This window comes from Cyclobacterium lianum, from assembly GCF_900143075.1.
GTDB lineage: Bacteria > Bacteroidota > Bacteroidia > Cytophagales > Cyclobacteriaceae > Cyclobacterium > Cyclobacterium lianum.
Genome location: NZ_FRCY01000014.1, coordinates 109,488 through 128,229, shown reverse-complemented (window position 1 = coordinate 128,229; position 18,742 = coordinate 109,488). Strand labels below are relative to the sequence as shown.

Here is an 18,742-nt window from a genome sequence, read left to right as displayed (position 1 = left end):
ATCCGACAGCCCTATCCGGCTTCCTTTCATCAGTCAGGTTTTTGGACATCATCTCCTTATATATCGGATAAAGCAGGTTCATATTCAAGACTTATTCTTTTTCTGTACTTCTCAAGTGTAATTTTAAAAGGCCAAATACGCCAATGGCGGCGATGGCCAGCACGGTGATTTCCACCATGGTATCAAATCCCCTAAAGTCTACCAGGATTACGTTGACCACGTTTTTTCCCTTTCCCAATACATAGGCATTTTCGGCGTAGTACTGACTGGTTTCCTTGTCTACAGATTCATTCATAACCTCTATTGTAAGCAGACTGATAAGTGCGCCGAAAAACAGGGAGAGCAGTCCATCACGAATACGGTCCCGTGTTTCCGATAATTTTAAATATTTCGGCAAATTGTAGAGTACCAGTACGAAAAGGATGACAGTAAGCGTGTCTATGGAAAACTGGGTCATCGCCAGGTCCGGAGCAGAATAGAAAAGGAAGATGAGACAAAAGGAGTATCCGACAACCCCCATAGAGGCCACCGCCACAAGCCTTGACTTGGAAAATACCGTAAAAAGGATAGCTACTGCCATGATCACCAATACCACCACTTCGTAAAAGGTCACTGCCGTCATGCTACTGGTGTCCAGATACAAAGTCACACCGGTGAAGAGCCGATAGGCCAGCAGCAGAGAAAGGAAACTCAATATGGTGATCAGATAATATCGCAGGTATCCATTTTGAAAAAATTTAGTCCAGCCACTACTAAACCGGGTAAATCCCCCCGATGCCAGCATGGCGATGGATTCCGGAGAAATGCGTTCGAAGCGGCTTACCATGGCCAGTAATTTTTCCGAAGGTTTGATGATAAAGTAAAGGGCTGTTCCGGCGCCGATAGTGACAGCACTCAGAAGCAGGATCAGATTGAAGCCATGCCATAACTTCAGGTGAATATCCGGCAGAGTTTCTGTAAAGCTACTCACAACCGGCTGGATGAGGCTGCTTTCTAACAAAAAGGGTAGCAGGCCAAAGAACATACAGAGGACACCAAGTATCAGTGGTGGGATATACATGGCCGGTCCGGGCAAATGTAGTTTTGCAAATCGTTCTGGCAATTTGCCAAAAAAGGGTTTGATACCTGCCAGAAAACCCGCAAATAGCAAGGCAATATTGGTGATCACAGCGAGTGTGGTCAGGATCCAGGCCAGATCTCCCATCCCGAGCGTGGCATCATAAATCAGGTCTTTGCCTACAAACCCAAAGGAAGGCGGGATCCCTGCATTGGATATGGCCGCCAGCAAAGCAGCTACACCTACCGGCAGCATCACTTTGTTTAGCCCTCCCAGCTGGCTGATATCCCTCGTGCCGGTCTCATGATCGATGATCCCGGTTACCAGGAAAAGGGTGGCCTTGTACAGGGCATGTACCAGGATAAATACCGCCGCGGCCAGAAATGCGGCGGAAGTCCCCAAACCGATTAGAAAAACCAAAATGCCCAAAGCCGAGATGGTAGAATAGGCCAGAATGCCTTTGAGATCCAGGCGGAAAAGGGCATGAATGGCAGCATATACCATGGTGATGGCTCCCACAGTGATCAGGGTGCCGTTCCACCATTCATGGCCTCCCAAAACCGGACTGAAGCGGGCCAGCAAATAGATACCCGCCTTGACCATGGTGGCCGAGTGCAGGTAAGTAGAAACCGGAGTAGGTGCCTTCATGGCGCCGGGCAACCAAAAATGAAAGGGAAACTGAGCCGATTTGGTAAATGCAGCCAAAAAAAGGAAAACTATTATCCACCCGTACAAGTTATCAGCCTGGATGATCTCACTCAGCGAGCTCATTTCCGAGATCTGATTTACCTGGGCGGTATGGCCCAGACCAACCATGGCCGCCAGCAGAAAAAGGCCTCCAATACCCGTTACGGATAGGGCAGTAAGTGCCGACCTGCGGGAGGCCTGGTTGTCGTTATTGAAACCAATCAGAAAAAAGGAACTGATACTGGTGAGTTCCCAGAAGATAAACAATGTGTAAATATTGTCAGACAATACCAGGCCAAGCATGGAGGCCATGAACATGGAAAGGTAGGCATAAAATCTATCCAGAAAAGGATGTCCCTTTAGGTAGGTTGAGGTATACACGAAAACCAGGCTGCCGATGCCACTGATCAGCAATACAAACAACATGGACAAACCGTCCAGATAAAAGTCGAGATTGATGCCTATGCTGGGTACCCAGCTATAGCTGACCTTTACTGATCCATCGTTTTGGATTTCAGGAAGGTGTAAGAGAAAAAATGTGAATATCGCAAGCGGCAACAATGCCGTCCAAATTGTCGTTTTTGATTTTGACTGCGCCATTATCCATGGTACCAGCAAAGCAAAAACGAATCCCGAAATTACGGCTATTAACATTAGCGGTGGATTAGAATGTTGGTTTTCAAAGGCCCAAAATACAAAAAAATATTCGATTGTCAGGGATCCTTATTCCGGATTCCATAAGTGGTGAAGCGGGTATACAGAATAAGTTACTGATAGTAAGGAAAATAAACAGGGCGCCCTATTCAAGCGATTAAAATATCCGGAGTAATTAATGCATGGAAGCAAAAAAATGTGCATTTTTGAGTAATTGGAAAGATTAAAATTAATCCCATCAACCATGGCAAACATCTACGAAACTGAAGTAGCAAAGCGCTTTACTATTTATAACAGTCTATTTTTAGACCTGCCCTTCGACCAGATATACCGGACCGGTACGCTCTTACCCATTTTGTCGGAAGCATGCCAAAGTGGCTTTCAGAAAAACAAAACGCCCAAAGAGATCATCGAGCAGTTTTTTGAGGAACTGATGGCCGAAAAACCTGCGAAGGAAAGACACGATCTGCTGTTTAAGATGGTGCAATACATCGAAAGACAGGTGGTTTTGTTTGATTCTATCGAGGATGCGGCCTACGAAAAATTCAATGACATCAAGGGAAAGGGTACGATGACGGCGCTGATCTCCCGTGCCGAGACGGACCATAAAAGAGAAGAGCTGATCCAGAAACTGCAAAATTTCTCTGTCCGGCTTACACTCACGGCCCACCCTACACAATTTTATCCCGGAAATGTGCTGGCCATTATCACTGACCTGGAGCAGGCGATCCGAAAAAATGATTTGGGAGACATCGATCTGTTGTTAAGGCAGTTAGGCAAAACTCCCTTTATCAATAAAGAAAAACCTTCTCCTTACGAAGAAGCAGTCAGCCTGACCTGGTTTTTAGAGTATGTTTTTTACCCCAGCATTTCGGATATCATGATCCGTATGCTCAATCAACTAAACATCCCCTTGCACGATTGGGAAAATCCCAATTTGCTCAAAGTAGGTTTTTGGCCGGGGGGCGACCGGGATGGCAACCCCTACGTAACGCATGACATTACCAAAAAAGTAGCGGACAAACTCCAGAACAGCATCTTAAAGTGCTATTACCGGGACATCCGAAAGGTCAGAAGGAGATTGACTTTTTTCAATGTGGAAAATCACCTGATCAAAGCTGAAAAAGGAATATACAACACCCTATTCGGGGGACAGGGTGAAGTATTTCACTCTAAAGACGAATTGCTCGAAATTCTTTACCAGGCAAGAAAAGGGATCATCGAAGATCACGGGGGGTTGTCTCTTGAGCTATTGGATGAGTTTATCCTCAAAGTCAGGGTTTTCGGTTTTCACTTTGCCAGCATGGACGTCCGGCAGGACAGTCGAAAGCATGATGGCCTTTGGGATGCCATCATTACCAAGACTGAGGGCGAGCAAGCCCTGGAAGAGTACCACCGGGGCGATGAGGAGAGCAAGATTGCCAAGGTGTTATCCACCAAGGGCTTGCCCGATTCAGGAGAGATGGAAGATGAGTTTCACAAAGAAATGCTTGAAAGCATCTCTTCTATATCCTATATTCAGAAAAGCAATGGTCCCATGGGCTGCCACCGCTACATCATTTCCAACAACCAGTCGGCCCTTCATGTGTTGGAGGTTTTTCAGCTCAATAAGCTGATACTGGCTCAAGACAAAGACCTGTTTTTGGATATTGTACCTTTATTTGAAACGATCGATGATCTGGCAAATGCGCCGGGAGTAATGCGGTCGCTGTATCACAACAAGGTGTATCGCGATCATTTGCGCCAAAGAGGTAATAAGCAAACCATTATGCTGGGCTTTTCTGATGGAACCAAAGACGGAGGCTATATTCGCGCAAACTGGTCCATACTGAGGGCCAAAGAAGAGCTTACCAAAGTCGCCAGAGAGGAAGAGATCGATGTGATATTCTTCGATGGCAGGGGCGGGCCTCCGGCAAGGGGAGGTGGGAACACCCACAATTTCTATGCTTCTCTGGGACCGAATGTAGAAAACCGAGAGATCCAGATCACCATTCAGGGCCAAACCATCAGTGCAAACTATGGTAAACCGGTGAGTTGCTCTTATAACCTGGAGCAATTGCTCAGCGCGGGGATGGAAAGCCATTTGTATCCTTCCAGTGAAAACAGCCTTACGGAAAAACAGAAGGCGCTGATAGACGAAATGGCCGAGATCAGTTTTCAGGAGTACAAGGGACTGAAAAACCACCCGCAGTTTGTGCCTTATCTTGAAAAGGTTACACCTTTGAAGTTTTTTGGCATGACCAATATCGGCTCCAGGCCGGTGAAGAGAAGCAAGGGAGGAAGCATGAAATTCGGGGATCTCAGAGCAATTCCATTTGTGGGTGCCTGGGCACAGATGAAACAAAATATTCCCGGATTCTTTGGTGTTGGTAAAGCCATCGAAGAGATGGAGAAACGAGGTAAGCTCAAAGATGTGAAGCAGTTGTACCAGGATTCACTGTTTTTCCGCTCGCTGCTGGGCAATTCCATGCAATCTCTGGCGAAGGCATTTTATCCGGCAACAGCTTATTTAAAGGATCATGCTGAATTTGGTGGGTTTTGGGAACTCATGTACGGAGAGTACCAGCGGGCTTACGAACAGATTCTCAAGGTGGCCGGAATGAGTAACCTGATGGAAGATAGCCCCCTGAGCAGGGATTCGATCGGGATTCGCGAAAAAATTGTATTGCCCCTAATCACCATTCAGCAGTATGCGATACAGACTATTCTGGAAAAGGGCAAAGAGGATGCAGACTTGCAGAAACTGATCCTGCGGACTATGTTTGGCATCATCAACGCAGCAAGAAATGCTGCCTGATGTTCGCTTATGAGACTAAGCCTAAAGCCTCCGAAACACTTTTCGGAGGCTTTTTCGTTATGCAGTTGCCGGACCATTAGATCGCTTGCCCGACCCTTAAGAGCGACTACGGCCAACTCAAGATCGCAAATACCTTCTGAGCAAATAAAGTCAGTTATAGGGAAGACAGATAGGTCGATACAAAATTTGGGCTGGAGTAGCGTGAAAGCATACCTTTAAAAACAATGGAGCGGGTAATCGGGTTCGAACCGACGGCCTTCAGCTTGGGAAGCTGACGCTCTGCCAACTGAGCTACACCCGCTGGATGGAATATAAAAATACTGTTTTTTTGCTTTGAAAGTAAGTCGATATCCCAATTTTTTCACATAAAAAATTGAGATATATGTTTTTGCCAACTATCTTCATATTCATGCTCCTGGTCACTTGTGCCGTCATTCGAAATTCGCAAAATTTAATACTCGCAGTACAACGCTCCGAAGAAATGCGTATGCCCCTGAAATGGGAATTTCCGGGAGGTAAACTGGAAGCCGGTGAAACCGAAGAACAGGCTCTCATCCGGGAGATTCAGGAAGAATTGGCTCTGGATATTCTTCCGCAGGGCAGAATGAATCCCGTATACCATCACTATGGTGCTTTTTCCATCTGCCTGGTACCTTACTGGGTCAGGATAGTAAAGGAGGAGATACAGCTAAAGGAACATATCGGCTACCGGTGGATGCATCCGAACGATCTTACTGAACTGGATTGGGCAGGGGCGGACCTCCCTGTGGTGCAACAAATTCTGGACAGTGAGCCCTGGTTTTTCTGATGGAAAAAGCGTAACTTTTTGAAGTTATAAGATATTTCAACAACCAATATCGCAACGCATGGATCCCTACACCTCATTCCAGGTCCCTACAGGAGACCGACCTAAGTTTACCGGCAAAAAGCTGGTCATGCTGGCGCCAGATGCCAGCATGAAAAATATTGACGCCGAAGCTGCCGGAGCAGCGCTCCGGCTCGCTCCTTCCGGAGCCTACCGTAGCCATGAGGAAGATTACCTGAAAGCCTTCGAAGAGGGAGATGGGATAGTTTTTGAAAAATTTCGTGTAGCAGTCATCAATGCCAACCATGAGGAACAAATAAAATCCCTGGTTTATGCCGGCAGGAGTTTCCGGTATGAGGAACCGGAGCGTTTTCTGTATGCGCTGGATGCGCCCCGCAGCAGTAATTTCGGAGTCCTGCTCTGGCAAATGATTTGTCGCTTGTTTGGTATTAAAAAAGATGGACCGGTAACCGATCCTGGCACCAAACCCAAAGACCCGCCCCCGGTAAGTCCGCCGGTTTTTGAAAACACGGTAGAGGCTTATTGGGGACTGCATGCGCTGAATGCCCTTTCAACCTCCTATACTGGCAAGGGCGTAAAACTGGCAGTGCTGGACACTGGCATGTATCTGGCTCATCCGGATTATGCGGCCAGAGAGGTGGTTTCTAAATCCTTTATACAAGGAGAAACTGTGGACGATGCCCATGGACACGGCACCCACTGTGCGGGTATCGCTGTTGGCGGCGTACGCGGGGACAATGGCCGGCGTTACGGGACGGCATCGGATGCCGGTTTGTACGTTGGGAAGGTGCTATCCAATGAGGGTGTAGGGAGTGACAGCAGCATACTTGCAGGCATGGAATGGGCAGTAGAGCAGGGTTGTCGGGTGATCTCCATGTCCCTGGGCGCATCGGTGGAGGAGAATACGGCGTATTCCAACATTTACAACGAGCTGGCCGGAACAGCGATGGATATGGGTACGCTGATTATTGGCGCAGCCGGTAATGACAGCCGCCGCAGCCAGGGGATCGTCAGGCCTGTGAACCACCCCGCCAACTGTCCCAATATACTGGCAGTAGCAGCACTGGACCGCCGTTCGGCAGTCGCTGATTTTTCCTGCGGTGGTCTGAACCCTGACGGAGGCCTGGTGGACATTGCAGGTCCGGGAGTAGAAGTATTCAGCTCCTGGAAACTTCCCCAGGAATACGCCATCATCAGCGGTACCAGTATGGCTACACCATTCGTGGCCGGAGTAGCGGCCCAGTTGCTGGAAGCTTTTCCGGAAGCTACTGCCCGCGAAATATGGGACAAGCTGGTGGCCCAGGCCAGAGCCTTGTCGCTTCCAACCCGTGATGCTGGTGCAGGTCTGGTGCAGTCTCCACAGTAGAAGAAGTTAAGTAACCATGAAAAGGAACTTTATTGCATCGATAGAGCGGGAATCCGGAATTCAAATAGAGCAGATCGCCAGAGAGCTGCAGGACAAGGGCTGTACTATTCGCCGCATATTAAAACTCGCCGGAGTGATCAGCGGATGCAGTTCCGGAAAGGAAAAAAGCCTGCAGGAGCTCAAGATTCCCGGTATCCGTCATATCGAGGAAGACCGGCAGCTCCGCGCTTTAGGAGAAAAGGACTAAGCCTCCTTCCCACCACCCTATCTCCGGTTCAGGGCAGATCTACAGGCGTAGATTTAATCGTATGCGCCTTCCCGAAACCCTTTGTGTACGATATCCCAAAGGGAAATTCAGATTTGTTTTTTTTCAGACAGTTGGGTTTTTTCTGATGACAATTGGCTCTCACATCAAAGTATGGGCAAAGTTCACTATTTGCGTACAAATGATGTCTGAATTATCTATTGGTTTACGATGGGGATGGGCCTGCCTGTCCTTTGTCAGTCTTTTGCTGGCTGGTTGTGAGAAAGAAGATATGGATCCGGAGTTCCCGGCTGAGGTAGTCCCGACTTCTCCGGGAGTTGAAGCCGAATTGCTTTCCATGGGCATCCTGCAGGTAACAATGCCCAGTTTGACATTTGAAGCATTGATGCCAGCGGTGCTGACCTGAAGCGGCTTACCGACAAAAGGTACAGTGTGTTTCTTTCATTCATATGGGAGTAAGGTCAATCACCTGATCCTGTTTTTGGGCAGGTATTGCGTTCAAGCAGCAGTTCAGTTCAGTAGGTAAAATTCAATAGACATAGAAAAACACCGGAAAGGTACCGATAGCAGGACAAGCAATCGAATGCAATCAAAAAAAGCAATATGTCTGCGAATGGAAATGCATGAATCCACTATGTCGAACAGAATGCCGCGAAGCTGGCTGCAGCGGCTAACCTGCTGCCAATTGAATTGCCTGTTCTACCGGAGAACAAGCTGTACCAGATAGGGAGAACTCTTCCTTTAACAATAGCGGAGGTTGAGCCATGAAGCGGGGATTTATTCCGCTGTGCGCCTGAGCAGCATGGACCAGAAAGGGATGGCAAAGATAGATTGTTCCGGCCTGTCCTGTTGCGAATAATTTTTCCCGTGGAGGCAATTCCTCCAGCCGATTTGCCAGTTCCAGAAAAGAGAGGCCAGAGTCATCCTTTTGTAATAGGATTTTCGCGACGTCAATGTGAGACCCTTTGTAAATGATTGTTGGGGCATCATTTTCACCAACATCGGAATACAGTACCAGCATCAGCAGGGCACGTCCCCTGGACCGCGCATTGATCCGCCACTCAAAAACATTTCCGGGATCCTTACCGGGAAAGCTTGCATCTACATGTTTTCCCACATCATTGGGGGGCACTGCTGAAGGGAACCGTACCGGAAAGGTTCCCACACTCCGGCAGGGAATCCATTTGTCCTGGCCAACCAGCTCGTCGAAAACCGAATACAGATAGGGGCTGTTTACGGAATCAATGAACGGCCAATCACTATACATGCCCAGGCGGATCACCGGGGCTGTCCAGGTGGCCGGATTATTTTTATCACAAGGCAGGCCTTCCCACAGGATTTTCCGAACCGCCCGGGCAGTCTCGTCGGGGAAGGCATCGGGAAGGCATAAGAAACCCTCCTGGATAAATTGGGAAATTGCTTCCTGGCTCAGCACTGTCCGCATGATTTTATTGTTTAAACCCAGGGTAATTAAATCGACTATTGTTTGTATTCCAAATACAGTAAAACACGCCTCACTTAGGAGAGCAAATGCTCCAGGATGAGGCAATTCATTGAATCCGGGCCCATCGGGTAAGAAGACTACCTTTATTTCTGATCAGCTCCCAGGGGCTTTATCTGGTCGGTTCCTTTAAACTCGATAATTTTTCCTGGCAGCGGTACGCCGGCTTTCTCCAAAGCCTCCAGAACTGCCAGAATAGCATTTGAGCGAACCTGAGCATCTGGCTGTTGCCGGTTATAGGTATTGACCCAATACGTTACCTGTACTTGCAGGGAACTGTCCCCCAATTCATTTACCAATGCGACGGGCCCCCTTTTATCCTGTAATACACCAGGTACCTGTTGAAGTGTACTGACAATCAGTTCCAGAGCCTTGCGGTAATCATATCCATATCCCAGTCCAATCGTAAATCCATAACTCAGGTAACCATCTATTGTGAAATTGATCAGTGGGCTTTTAATAATGGAAGCGTTTGGGAGGAATACGTCTTTGCCGTCCAGCGTTTTGATCTGGGTGTCCCGTAAGTTCAGCGCCAATACTTTCCCTCTCAATCCCTGGATTTCCACCGTGTCGCCATTCTTGAAAGGCCTTTTGAAAGCCAGCAGTATTCCTGCCAGAAAGTTTTCTCCGATATCTTTTAGCGCAAAGCCAATGATAAAGGCCGTTATGCCAGCCCCTGCCAATATCCCGCTAACCACTCCCGTGAGTCCCAGAAAGCGAAGTATGAGTGTAATGCCAAAGAGGAGGATCAGCAGCCGAATGCTACCGGCAATAAAACTGGGCAATAAACTGCCTTTCCGTTTCCTGCCCATCCGGTTAAGAACCAGTGTTCTCACCCATCGGGACAGATAAATGAAAAAGACCAGAATACCCAGGCCAATCAATAAGGCTACGAGTAACTGGCGAAGATCAGCAAGGTCGCCGGTTACCAGTGAAGAAAGTTTTTCCAGAGATTCGGTAAAATTCATGGCATAGAGATTTATCGCGGCAAAAGGGGACGGTTATCTTTCAGGATGAGCTGCTGAAACCATTTTTCTGCAAGCCCTGGCCAGGTTTCGGCGGCCACATTCCCTTTTCGCATGCCATAACCATGTCCTCCTTCCGCCAGGAAGTGAAGCGTAACAGGAATTTTTTTGTCCCGTAAAGCAGCGGCCATTACCAGGGCACTGTTTCCATAGCGGTCGTCGGCGGTGCCGAAGAGAAACTGCGGAGGCGTATCCGTTTTAAGGACAAGCTCTGGTGTCAGGCTGCGGCTATCTCCCTCGTCCAGGTAGGCCGGATAGATCAGCAAGGCAAAATCCGGACGGGCAGAAAGACTGTCTATTTGGTCCTGAATGGGGTAGGATTGCCGATCAAACTGCGTGCTGGCTCTGGCCGCAAGACTTCCCCCGGCCGAAAAGCCAATAAGTCCTAATCGTGCGGGGTCAACTTCCCAATAGTCAGCGCTGCTTCGGATCAGACGAATCGCACGCTGCAGGTCGTAGAGGGCTTGTTCCCGTTTGTCAGGAACCCGGTACTGCAATACAAAAGCGGTGAATCCCAGTTCATTGAGCCATGTGGCTACCTCATACCCCTCTTTGTCTATCGCCAGGATATTGTATCCCCCTCCGGGACAGACGATGATTCCGGCTCCATTTCCGGCTCCTTTTGGTTTGAATACCACCATGGCCGGGTCGGTGATGTCGGTAATCCGGGTGACATTTCCACTGGTATTGGCCGTTTGAACCGGGGGATGCCTGGCTTCGGTCTCTCCAGGAACTTCGTTTGGCCATAGAACGAGCGTGTCAGTTCCTTGTGCCCTGCTGTTGAGGGAAACGAACAGTAAAAAGAGACATGTTAAATATAAGTTCATCTATATTGGACTTTGTCAGTTGGTAGGTTAGGTTTGTTGCATGCTACGCCAAACAAATCATGTTAAGTTACTGGTTTTATTTTAATCTGACGGCAAGAAATAAAAAATCCGGGTGTAATACCCGGATCGAAAATAATTTGTAAAAAAATGGGCAGACAAGGACCCTGGTATATTACTCGTCCATTTGCAGTTCCTGACTGATGACCTCAACCTGAAGTGTATTTGCGGTAGAGGCAATGATTTTCCATTTCTGTACTTGAGTACCACCCCAATAGGGAGCGGTCAGGGTCAGGATTTCACCCTCTCTTTCCCAGGTGCCTTCATAGTCACTGGTGATTATCGGCGGTGTTCCGCACCAGCCACTATTGGCGCGGTGGATCAATTTACCATCGCCTAAAAAGCGATATCCATAGGTGTTTTCGCGTAGCCGGTCCACTTTTTCGAGAGCGATGCCATTTTCCTGGTATTCCAGATTAGTCCAGTTGCCTACCGGTATGGGGCCGGCCTCCAGTGCAGATAGGTTTTGATCTTCCATGCAGGAAAAAAGCAGCAGACCAAATACAAAAGTAAATACAGTGATTCTCATAGGAAATGTTGATTGGTTACATCACGAAGACGGAGGCTACAGGAAAAGTGTTGAGCTTTCGAGACTAATATTTTATTTTTTTTGGTTTTTCCAACTGGTTTTTTTGTCAGCACCTGATTTTACCAGATCCTGAGGAGCCGGGTGGCTTCTGACCCAACCGGTATGGGGCATCAGTCAGACTTCAGTCAAGCAGATCACAAGTCTGGTAACAGGCCTATTTATAGTGTAAGCTTGATTTTTTTGGCTTACTTGTACGAAGATGTCGATTTAATTTCCAAGCAGTTGGTACTTTTTTCTCAAATTCCTGATTGGTTTATGACTTTATGGAGATTATTGACAAAGAGAAGTTGTTTAGTTAAAAAAAATAAAAACTCTTTCAGGAACAGCCGGAAAATACATACCTTTAAACCATTAAAAATTTGGTTGGTATGTCAATTGAACTTTCGATGATTAAGCTGTTGGTGATCAGGATATTCAAACGCACAATACTTTTCGATTCTGCCAGACTGCCAATAATCCCGGAAGTCGTAACGCATGAAAATGCCCCAGTTGAGATGCTGCAAATTTCTTAATGTCCTTTTATTTCAAACCTTTATCCTAAGTTATGAGAATAATTTTATCAACCATGTACGGATTGGTCCTCATGCTTTTTCTGAGCATTCAGGCCCATTCCCAAACGAGGGTCCTCACAGGTACTGTGGTGGCTGAAGCAGATGGTAACCCTATCCCCGGTGTCACGGTACTGGACAAGGCTAACCAAACCGGTACGACCACGGATGTGGACGGAAGGTATTCTATCAGTGTCAACGAAAACACTGTTTTGGTATTTTCGTTTATAGGCTTTGCCAATCAGGAGTTTACCGTGGGTAACCGCAGCCAGCTCGATGTAGAAATGTCTGAGGATGCGAGTGAGTTGAATGAAGTAGTGGTCACCGCCCTGGGTCTGACCAAGGAAAAGAGAAAACTAGGCTATGCCGTCACCACGGTAGATAGTGATGTGATGGACAAGGCCCGGGAGCCAAACGTAGCCAACTCCCTGACCGGTCAGGTAGCCGGTTTGGTGGTGAAAGGCACCAACGGTGGTCCGCAAGGTTCTTCCAACATTGTGCTACGAGGCCTTCCCAGTATTTCTGGAACGGGATCTCCCCTTTTTGTTATCAACGGAGTTCCTATGGACAATACGCAGCGTGGTTCGGCAGGTCAATGGGGTGGATCAGACAATGGCGATGGCATAGGTAACCTGAGCCCCGATGATATTGAATCCATGACTGTACTGAAAGGGCAGGCAGCCTCTGCTCTTTACGGGGCAAGGGCCTCTAATGGGGTGATCTTGGTAACTACCAAATCGGCGAAAAAAGGAGGTGACTGGTCGCTGAGTTACAATGTAAACGTGATGACTGACCAGGCTGTGGATTTTACCAATTTCCAGAATGAATACGGACAGGGTAGAGGCGGACAAAGGCCACAGTCCGAGTCAGATGCACGTACTACAGGAAGATTTGCATGGGGAGAACCCATGGGAGGCAATGTGATCGGTTACGATGGCAATCAATACCCCTATCTGCCTTCCAATGAAACCTATCTCGATTTTTACCGATTGGGTACCAATATCACGAATTCCGTATCCGTTTCTAAAGGATTGGGAGAAGACGGCGCATTCAGGCTATCCATATCTAACCTGAATTCCAATTCAATTGTCCCCAACAGCGGTAACGACCGATTGAATATTAACCTGAACGTGGATCAGAATATCACCGATAAACTCAACGTCTCTGCTATGATCAATTATATTGATCAGAAGAGCGACAATATCCCCAACCTGAGTGACGGGCCTAAAAACCCTAACAACTTCTTGTTCCTTGCGCCAAATATCGCACCGAGTATTTTCGCTCCCGGTTATGATGAAGAGGGACGAGAAATCGTCTTTAGCGATGATATATTCGTGACCAATCCATATTTCATCGCAAACAGAGGAATCAACGATAGAGGTAGAAAAAGAACCATTTCCACCCTTTCTGCGAGATATAGCTTTACGCCAAAGGTTTATGCCTTGCTCCGAATGGGCAACGATGTATCCAATGATGATTTTTTCGGAGTCGATCCTACCGGACTGGCTTATGCCGCTGACCTGAAAGGTAACCTCAACAGCAGGAGCCTGTCTACCCGATCAGAGCTGAATGTGGATGCTATTTTTGGAGCGGACGTGATGTTGAACCAGGACATTTCCCTGGATGCCCTTGTGGGTGGTACCTTCCGGAACAACCGATTTGAGGAAGTAGGTGTGGGAGGTTCAATGTTTGTAATTCCCGGATTGTATTCTCCGTTTAATGTGGAGGTATTCAATCGCTCTTATGGGTTTAATGAGCGGGAGGTTGTGTCCGGTTATTATTCCATGGGTTTTGGATACAGAGATTTTCTGACCCTGACCACCACAGGACGATATGATGTGTACAGTACACTGCCTGTCGACAACAACAGCATTTTCTCCCCCTCAGTGACTGCAGCATTTCTCTTTGATCAGTTCCTGAATATTCCTGCATTGGATTTCGGAAAATTAAGGAGTTCGTATGCCGTCACCAGTGGAGAGCCCTTTGCTGCTTACCAAACCCAGTTTTACTACAATTCTGCCAATTCCTACAATGGTGTTGCGGCAGGATCCTCCCCCCTGAGTTTGCCAAACCTGTTTCTGAAGCCCTTCACGACGGATGAAATTGAATTGGGGATGGACCTGAGTTTCCTGAACAACAGGCTGACCTTCGATGTGGCTTACTTTTCCAAGACCACCAACAATGAGATCATGAATGCGAGTTACAGCATCGCTTCCGGATTTAACAGTGCGGTCGTGGCCACCGGATCTACCAATAACAAAGGCCTGGAATTGATGGTGACCGGTATACCGATACAAACCACAGACTTCACCTGGAGAACATCCTTCAACTTTACCAATGTGAGGAATGAGGTGCTGAGTACTAATCTGGACAACAACCCTATCAACCTCGGACAGAACAGGGCCACTCTCGGAAATGCGGTTACGGCGTATGTGCCGGGCCTTCCCGGACCTCAGATCAGGGCCTACGATTACCAATACGATGCCAACGGAGACATTGTAGTTGACAACGCGGGATTGCCCGTAAGAGGTGAACTTAAAAACTGGGGTTCTGTATTGCCTACCCACTATGGCGGCTGGAACAACGAATTTAACTACAAAGGCGTTTCTTTCTCTTTTCTGGTCGACTATAACTTCGGAAACAAGGTGCTGTCTGCTACAGAATTTTATTCCCACTTCCGGGGATTGCACCAAAACACGCTCGTAGGAAGAGAAGAGGGGATCACAACCAATGAAATCACCGCACCTGCCGAAAATTATTATCAGGCACTCGTTCAGAACGTGACCAAAACCAGTGTGGTCGATGGAGATTTCATCAAGTTGCGTCAACTGACATTCGGATATTCCTTCCCTGACAGGTGGTTTAATGCTGTGCCTGTATTTAAAGGCCTGACAGCTTCAATTGTAGGAAGAAACCTGGCCATTCTGATGAGAAAGACGGAAAATATTGATCCTGAGGCCACATTTGGATCCAACATAAACTTCCTCGGTATAGAGGGTACCAGTTTGCCTTCTACCCGTTCTATTGGGTTCAACTTAAATTTCAAATTGCACTAATCATGAAAAAATATATCAACCTATTCATTCTGTGCAGCTTTCTGGCATTCACTTCTTGTGATGAAAGATTTGAAGAGCTGAATACAGACCCCAACCGGCCAGGAGCCGATGTATTCGACCCCAACCTGATATTGCCGGTAGCTACCTACGGATATGGAGACATGCTCACCGGCTATTCAGGACCCATCCTGTTTCAGAGCATGTGGATACAAGCACTGGCCTCTACATCCACCGGCGGGGCCAATTACTATTCCAACGCTGACAAATACGTCATATCCGGTAGTACCAACTCCTACATTCAGGGTGTCTGGAACAACGGATACACCGTAGCCTCAAGGCTAAATCAAATGCAAAGCCTTGCAGAAACCAAAGGTTTCACCAATCTGGTAGCCGTAGGCGAAATCTTCAAGGTCAGCACCCTTTCCTTTGTGTCTGATGTTTATGGTGATATTCCCTATTCTGAAGGGCTCCAGGCAGAGGAAGGTATTACCCAACCAAAATTTGATAATCAGGCTGAGGCCTATCAGAACATGCTGACCGATCTGGAAACAGCCCTTAATGCGCTAAACCCGGCGGCCGACCCTATCAGGAATGATGTGATCTACGGCGGCGATCTGGCCAAATGGAGGAAATTTGGCTATTCAGTGATGCTGAAAATGGCTTTGCGTCTCGTAAAAGTTGATCCTGCTGCAGCCCAGACCTGGGTACAAAAAGCGGTAGCAGGTGGAGTATTCGAATCTCCTGATGACGACGCTTTGGTCCCTTCTGACCAGCCCAATGGCTATGCCAATACGAATGCCAATGCACTGAATGTGGTGGATGATATTTATGAAGTCAGGTGGTCTAAAGAAATGATCGATTACCTGAAATCCACCAACGATCCAAGATTGCCCATCATCGCTGAAGTTCCGCCTGCCGGATTAGCTGCCAACCGCGACGGAACCGTCGTAGGCAACAATGATCCCGCGGTACAGATTGGTTTGCCAAACGGCTACGATCTTACCGGGGGTCAGTTTGATATTTCAAACCATCCTGATTTTCCGGGTCCCACAGGCAGCGGAGGAAATGTAGCTACCATTGGTGCCTACTCCCGGCCAACAGCCATTTACCGGGATCGGGAAGCACCGGTTTTTGCTTTGACCTATGCGGAAGTTCAACTCCTGCTGGCTGATGCCGCTGTCCGGGGCCTTGCCTCCGGATCAGCTTCCGAATATTACAACAATGGTGTGGAGGGAGCCTTTGCAAGCATTGGAAAATTTGGAGGTGGGAGCGTATCTGCCGCCGATGTGATGGCCTACCTCGATGCCAATCCACTTGATCAGAGTACGGAAGAAGCCGCTCTGGAAATGATCAATGAGCAGTATTGGGCTACTACCAGTATTCTTGCCAATTACGTAGAGGCCTGGAACAACTGGAAGCGAACGGGATACCCTGAGTTGACTCCGGTGAATTTCCCCGGAAATTTCTCTTCAGGCCAGATTCCCCGGAGCCAACCATTTCCCGCAGGAGAGAGCAGTGTGAATCAGGAATCTCTTGTCAGTGCCATTTCCCGAATGGGAGGAGATGACTGGATCACCCGAACCTGGTGGGATGGCGGGAATTGATTGCTGCACATCCATAATCAGTTTTAAATAACTAAAAAAGAGGTTTCGATTTATTTCGAAGCCTCTTTTGTTTTTTATGTTGTGTATTTCCCCCGAAAATTCACAGCCAGCTTGCCTCACCTCCCCAACCAATCCTTAAATTCCGCAGTTTTTTCCGAGCTGCTGATGCATTCTTTGCTACAGGCAGGCTCCAGGTCCAGCTTGATGCGGCTGCGCGAGTAAGCGTGCATCTGCCGGATGGCATCCGCCTGCACCGTGAAACTGCGGTTTACCCGGAAAAATACTGCCGGGTCTAATCCCTCTGATAGTTGGTCCAGCGTTTCGTCCAGAATGTATTTACTACCCGAATTATCGACCAGATACACCGCTGTGTTCTCAGCAAAAAAATAGGCCACTTCCTGAATGGAAATGGATTTTATGGTGCTTCCGTAGCTGACCAAAAACCGCTTTCGGTAGCTTACTTCCCGCTTTCTGATCTGCTCGAGAAGCATTCCGATCTGTTGCTGTTGCTGGTCTGCTCCTTGCAGACTTTTCAGTTTTCGCATGCTTCCTGCAAGTTCTTCCGTACTGATGGGTTTGAGCAGATAGGAGATACCGTTGACCTGGAATGCCTGCAAGGCATATTCATCAAATGCCGTGGTGAAAATCACGGGGCAACTAACCTGTACCTTTTCAAAAATCTCGAATCCCGATCCGTCTGCCAGGTGTATGTCCAGAAAGATCAGGTCGGGTTGCTGTTTCTCCAAAAAGTTTACTGCTTCCTTTACCGTATCAACTTTCTCCAGCACCCGGACATCCGGAGCTACCTGTAGCAGCATCCGTTCCAAACGGTCAGCAGCCAACTTTTCGTCCTCTACAATTAATGTGTTGTACATATCTTGATCAGTCAGATTCGGGTATCAAGGGTATTTCCGCACAGAAATACCCCTCTTTTTCATAAAATTTAGCTTGCTTATTGGCTACCAATTGCAGACGCTGTGCCATGTTCCGCAGACCGGTACCGGTAGATGCTGCGGGGATGCTCCGCTTCTGCAGGTTATTGCGTACCACCAAGGTATCACCCGCCAATTCCATCCGAATGACCAGGGGACGCTCTTTCAGAATGACATTGTGCTTGATGGCGTTTTCAACGAGGTTTTGCAAAATTAAGGGTGGTATTTGATATTGGTCCAGTTGTTTTTCCAGTTGGTGTTCGAACTTCAGGTGATCACCAAACCGGATTTTCAGAAGATAAACAAAGGAAGATACAAAATCCATTTCCTCTCTTAGAGAAACAAAATTCCTGTCTTTCACCTCCAGCACATACCGGTAGATCAGGGCGAATTCCTGCACAAATTTTTCCGCCTTGACCGGGTCTACCGGAATAAGGGAAGCAAGGCTGTTCAGACTATTGAAAAGAAAGTGAGGATTTACCTGATTTTTCAGGCTTTCAAACTGCAGGCGGGCAGCCGTTTTCTTTAACCGCTCACTTTCCAGCAAGGAGGATTTCCACAGGTCAAAATAAAAAACACTTTCATACACAATGGCAATAATGGCAGTAATAAACAGGCCCATGATCAGGATACGCTGGTGGAAATCCCACGCATAAGGGATCCAGTCAATCAAATGGAAAAATAAGGTGACCAGGGTACCGGCAAGTAGGGTATAGGAAATGGAAAGTCCGATTTGGGTAAATATTCTTCTACTGGTTTGTTGCATAAGTGGAAAACGCTCCCTGACCCAACCTACAAGCTGGTAATTCCCTTCCCAAAAGGCAAAGGTATAGGCCAGGTTGACCAGAACATAAGGCCAAAAGTTTGCGTCATGTCCGAAATAGGCCAGAATACTAGCCAGGCCCAGCATCAACAGGTATCGGTCAAAAGGAGCTTTTATTTTCATTTTAC

General features: G+C 47.7%; 14 protein-coding genes and 1 tRNA gene. 7 read left to right on the top strand and 8 right to left on the bottom strand.

Features of this window, described 5'->3' with window-relative positions:
- Positions 1 to 91 precede the first annotated feature (91 nt).
- The gene (locus BUB19_RS18835; protein ID WP_073096746.1) at positions 92 to 2,398 is read right to left on the bottom strand and encodes a putative monovalent cation/H+ antiporter subunit A; all 2,307 of its coding nucleotides are present in this window, start codon (positions 2,396 to 2,398) and stop codon (positions 92 to 94) included.
- A gap of 244 nt (positions 2,399 to 2,642) precedes the next feature.
- On the opposite strand from BUB19_RS18835, the gene BUB19_RS18830 reads away from it, so the two are divergent.
- Positions 2,643 to 5,195: a phosphoenolpyruvate carboxylase gene (locus tag BUB19_RS18830; protein ID WP_073096743.1), complete on the top strand. Its 2,553-nt coding sequence runs from the start codon at positions 2,643 to 2,645 to the stop codon at positions 5,193 to 5,195.
- Between the two features lie 225 nt (positions 5,196 to 5,420).
- On the opposite strand, the gene BUB19_RS18825 is transcribed toward BUB19_RS18830, so the two are convergent.
- Positions 5,421 to 5,496, bottom strand: a tRNA-Gly gene (locus BUB19_RS18825).
- Positions 5,497 to 5,577: 81 nt separating this feature from the next.
- On the opposite strand from BUB19_RS18825, the gene BUB19_RS18820 reads away from it, so the two are divergent.
- From BUB19_RS18820 to BUB19_RS24010, 4 genes are all read left to right on the top strand, one after another.
- Positions 5,578 to 6,003 carry a (deoxy)nucleoside triphosphate pyrophosphohydrolase gene (locus BUB19_RS18820; protein WP_084097469.1) on the top strand — a complete coding sequence of 142 codons (426 nt, stop codon included), beginning with the start codon at positions 5,578 to 5,580 and terminating at the stop codon, positions 6,001 to 6,003.
- 58 nt (positions 6,004 to 6,061) lie between these two features.
- Positions 6,062 to 7,387 (top strand): S8 family serine peptidase, encoded by a 1,326-nt coding sequence (locus BUB19_RS18815; RefSeq protein ID WP_073096737.1) that lies wholly within the window; start codon positions 6,062 to 6,064, stop codon positions 7,385 to 7,387.
- 16 nt (positions 7,388 to 7,403) lie between these two features.
- Positions 7,404 to 7,634 carry a hypothetical protein gene (locus BUB19_RS18810; RefSeq protein ID WP_073096734.1) on the top strand — a complete coding sequence of 77 codons (231 nt, stop codon included), beginning with the start codon at positions 7,404 to 7,406 and terminating at the stop codon, positions 7,632 to 7,634.
- A gap of 199 nt (positions 7,635 to 7,833) precedes the next feature.
- Positions 7,834 to 8,058: a hypothetical protein gene (locus BUB19_RS24010; RefSeq protein WP_143156099.1), complete on the top strand. Its 225-nt coding sequence runs from the start codon at positions 7,834 to 7,836 to the stop codon at positions 8,056 to 8,058.
- A gap of 264 nt (positions 8,059 to 8,322) precedes the next feature.
- Here the strand turns inward: BUB19_RS24010 and BUB19_RS18800 are convergent, their stop codons facing one another.
- The 4 genes from BUB19_RS18800 to BUB19_RS18785 form a co-directional block, all read right to left on the bottom strand.
- Positions 8,323 to 9,096, bottom strand: coding sequence for a phytanoyl-CoA dioxygenase family protein (locus BUB19_RS18800; protein ID WP_073096728.1), 774 nt, complete (start codon positions 9,094 to 9,096; stop codon positions 8,323 to 8,325).
- 143 nt (positions 9,097 to 9,239) lie between these two features.
- A complete protein-coding gene (locus BUB19_RS18795; RefSeq protein ID WP_073096725.1) occupies positions 9,240 to 10,121 on the bottom strand; it encodes a mechanosensitive ion channel family protein in 882 nt (293 codons plus the stop codon).
- Between the two features lie 11 nt (positions 10,122 to 10,132).
- Positions 10,133 to 11,005 carry an alpha/beta hydrolase gene (locus tag BUB19_RS18790; RefSeq protein ID WP_073096722.1) on the bottom strand — a complete coding sequence of 291 codons (873 nt, stop codon included), beginning with the start codon at positions 11,003 to 11,005 and terminating at the stop codon, positions 10,133 to 10,135.
- A gap of 172 nt (positions 11,006 to 11,177) precedes the next feature.
- Positions 11,178 to 11,591 (bottom strand): hypothetical protein, encoded by a 414-nt coding sequence (locus BUB19_RS18785; RefSeq protein ID WP_073096719.1) that lies wholly within the window; start codon positions 11,589 to 11,591, stop codon positions 11,178 to 11,180.
- Positions 11,592 to 12,195: 604 nt separating this feature from the next.
- Between BUB19_RS18785 and BUB19_RS18780 the strand changes: the two genes are divergently transcribed.
- Positions 12,196 to 15,255 carry a SusC/RagA family TonB-linked outer membrane protein gene (locus tag BUB19_RS18780; RefSeq protein ID WP_073096716.1) on the top strand — a complete coding sequence of 1,020 codons (3,060 nt, stop codon included), beginning with the start codon at positions 12,196 to 12,198 and terminating at the stop codon, positions 15,253 to 15,255.
- 2 nt (positions 15,256 to 15,257) lie between these two features.
- Positions 15,258 to 16,859 (top strand): SusD/RagB family nutrient-binding outer membrane lipoprotein, encoded by a 1,602-nt coding sequence (locus BUB19_RS18775; RefSeq protein ID WP_073096714.1) that lies wholly within the window; start codon positions 15,258 to 15,260, stop codon positions 16,857 to 16,859.
- Positions 16,860 to 16,975: 116 nt separating this feature from the next.
- On the opposite strand, the gene BUB19_RS18770 is transcribed toward BUB19_RS18775, so the two are convergent.
- Both BUB19_RS18770 and BUB19_RS18765 read right to left on the bottom strand, forming a co-directional pair.
- Entirely contained in the window at positions 16,976 to 17,734 is a 759-nt protein-coding gene (locus BUB19_RS18770) for a LytR/AlgR family response regulator transcription factor (RefSeq protein ID WP_073096711.1), read from the bottom strand.
- A gap of 7 nt (positions 17,735 to 17,741) precedes the next feature.
- Positions 17,742 to 18,737, bottom strand: a complete 996-nt coding sequence (locus BUB19_RS18765) for a sensor histidine kinase (RefSeq protein WP_073096708.1) — start codon at positions 18,735 to 18,737, stop codon at positions 17,742 to 17,744.
- Positions 18,738 to 18,742 lie beyond the last annotated feature (5 nt).

Bases quoted from the DNA above. Each gene is read 5' to 3' on its own strand.
- BUB19_RS18775 (WP_073096714.1), top strand. From the start codon at position 15,258: ATGAAAAAATATATCAACCTATTCATTCTGTGCAGCTTTCTGGCATTC.
- BUB19_RS18790 (WP_073096722.1), bottom strand. From the start codon at position 11,005: ATGAACTTATATTTAACATGTCTCTTTTTACTGTTCGTTTCCCTCAAC.
- BUB19_RS18815 (WP_073096737.1), top strand. From the start codon at position 6,062: ATGGATCCCTACACCTCATTCCAGGTCCCTACAGGAGACCGACCTAAG.
- BUB19_RS18835 (WP_073096746.1), bottom strand. From the start codon at position 2,398: ATGTTAATAGCCGTAATTTCGGGATTCGTTTTTGCTTTGCTGGTACCA.
- BUB19_RS18795 (WP_073096725.1), bottom strand. From the start codon at position 10,121: ATGAATTTTACCGAATCTCTGGAAAAACTTTCTTCACTGGTAACCGGC.
- BUB19_RS18800 (WP_073096728.1), bottom strand. From the start codon at position 9,096: ATGCGGACAGTGCTGAGCCAGGAAGCAATTTCCCAATTTATCCAGGAG.
- BUB19_RS18765 (WP_073096708.1), bottom strand. From the start codon at position 18,737: ATGAAAATAAAAGCTCCTTTTGACCGATACCTGTTGATGCTGGGCCTG.
- BUB19_RS18780 (WP_073096716.1), top strand. From the start codon at position 12,196: ATGAGAATAATTTTATCAACCATGTACGGATTGGTCCTCATGCTTTTT.
- BUB19_RS18810 (WP_073096734.1), top strand. From the start codon at position 7,404: ATGAAAAGGAACTTTATTGCATCGATAGAGCGGGAATCCGGAATTCAA.
- BUB19_RS18820 (WP_084097469.1), top strand. From the start codon at position 5,578: ATGTTTTTGCCAACTATCTTCATATTCATGCTCCTGGTCACTTGTGCC.
- BUB19_RS24010 (WP_143156099.1), top strand. From the start codon at position 7,834: ATGATGTCTGAATTATCTATTGGTTTACGATGGGGATGGGCCTGCCTG.
- BUB19_RS18830 (WP_073096743.1), top strand. From the start codon at position 2,643: ATGGCAAACATCTACGAAACTGAAGTAGCAAAGCGCTTTACTATTTAT.
- BUB19_RS18770 (WP_073096711.1), bottom strand. From the start codon at position 17,734: ATGTACAACACATTAATTGTAGAGGACGAAAAGTTGGCTGCTGACCGT.
- BUB19_RS18785 (WP_073096719.1), bottom strand. From the start codon at position 11,591: ATGAGAATCACTGTATTTACTTTTGTATTTGGTCTGCTGCTTTTTTCC.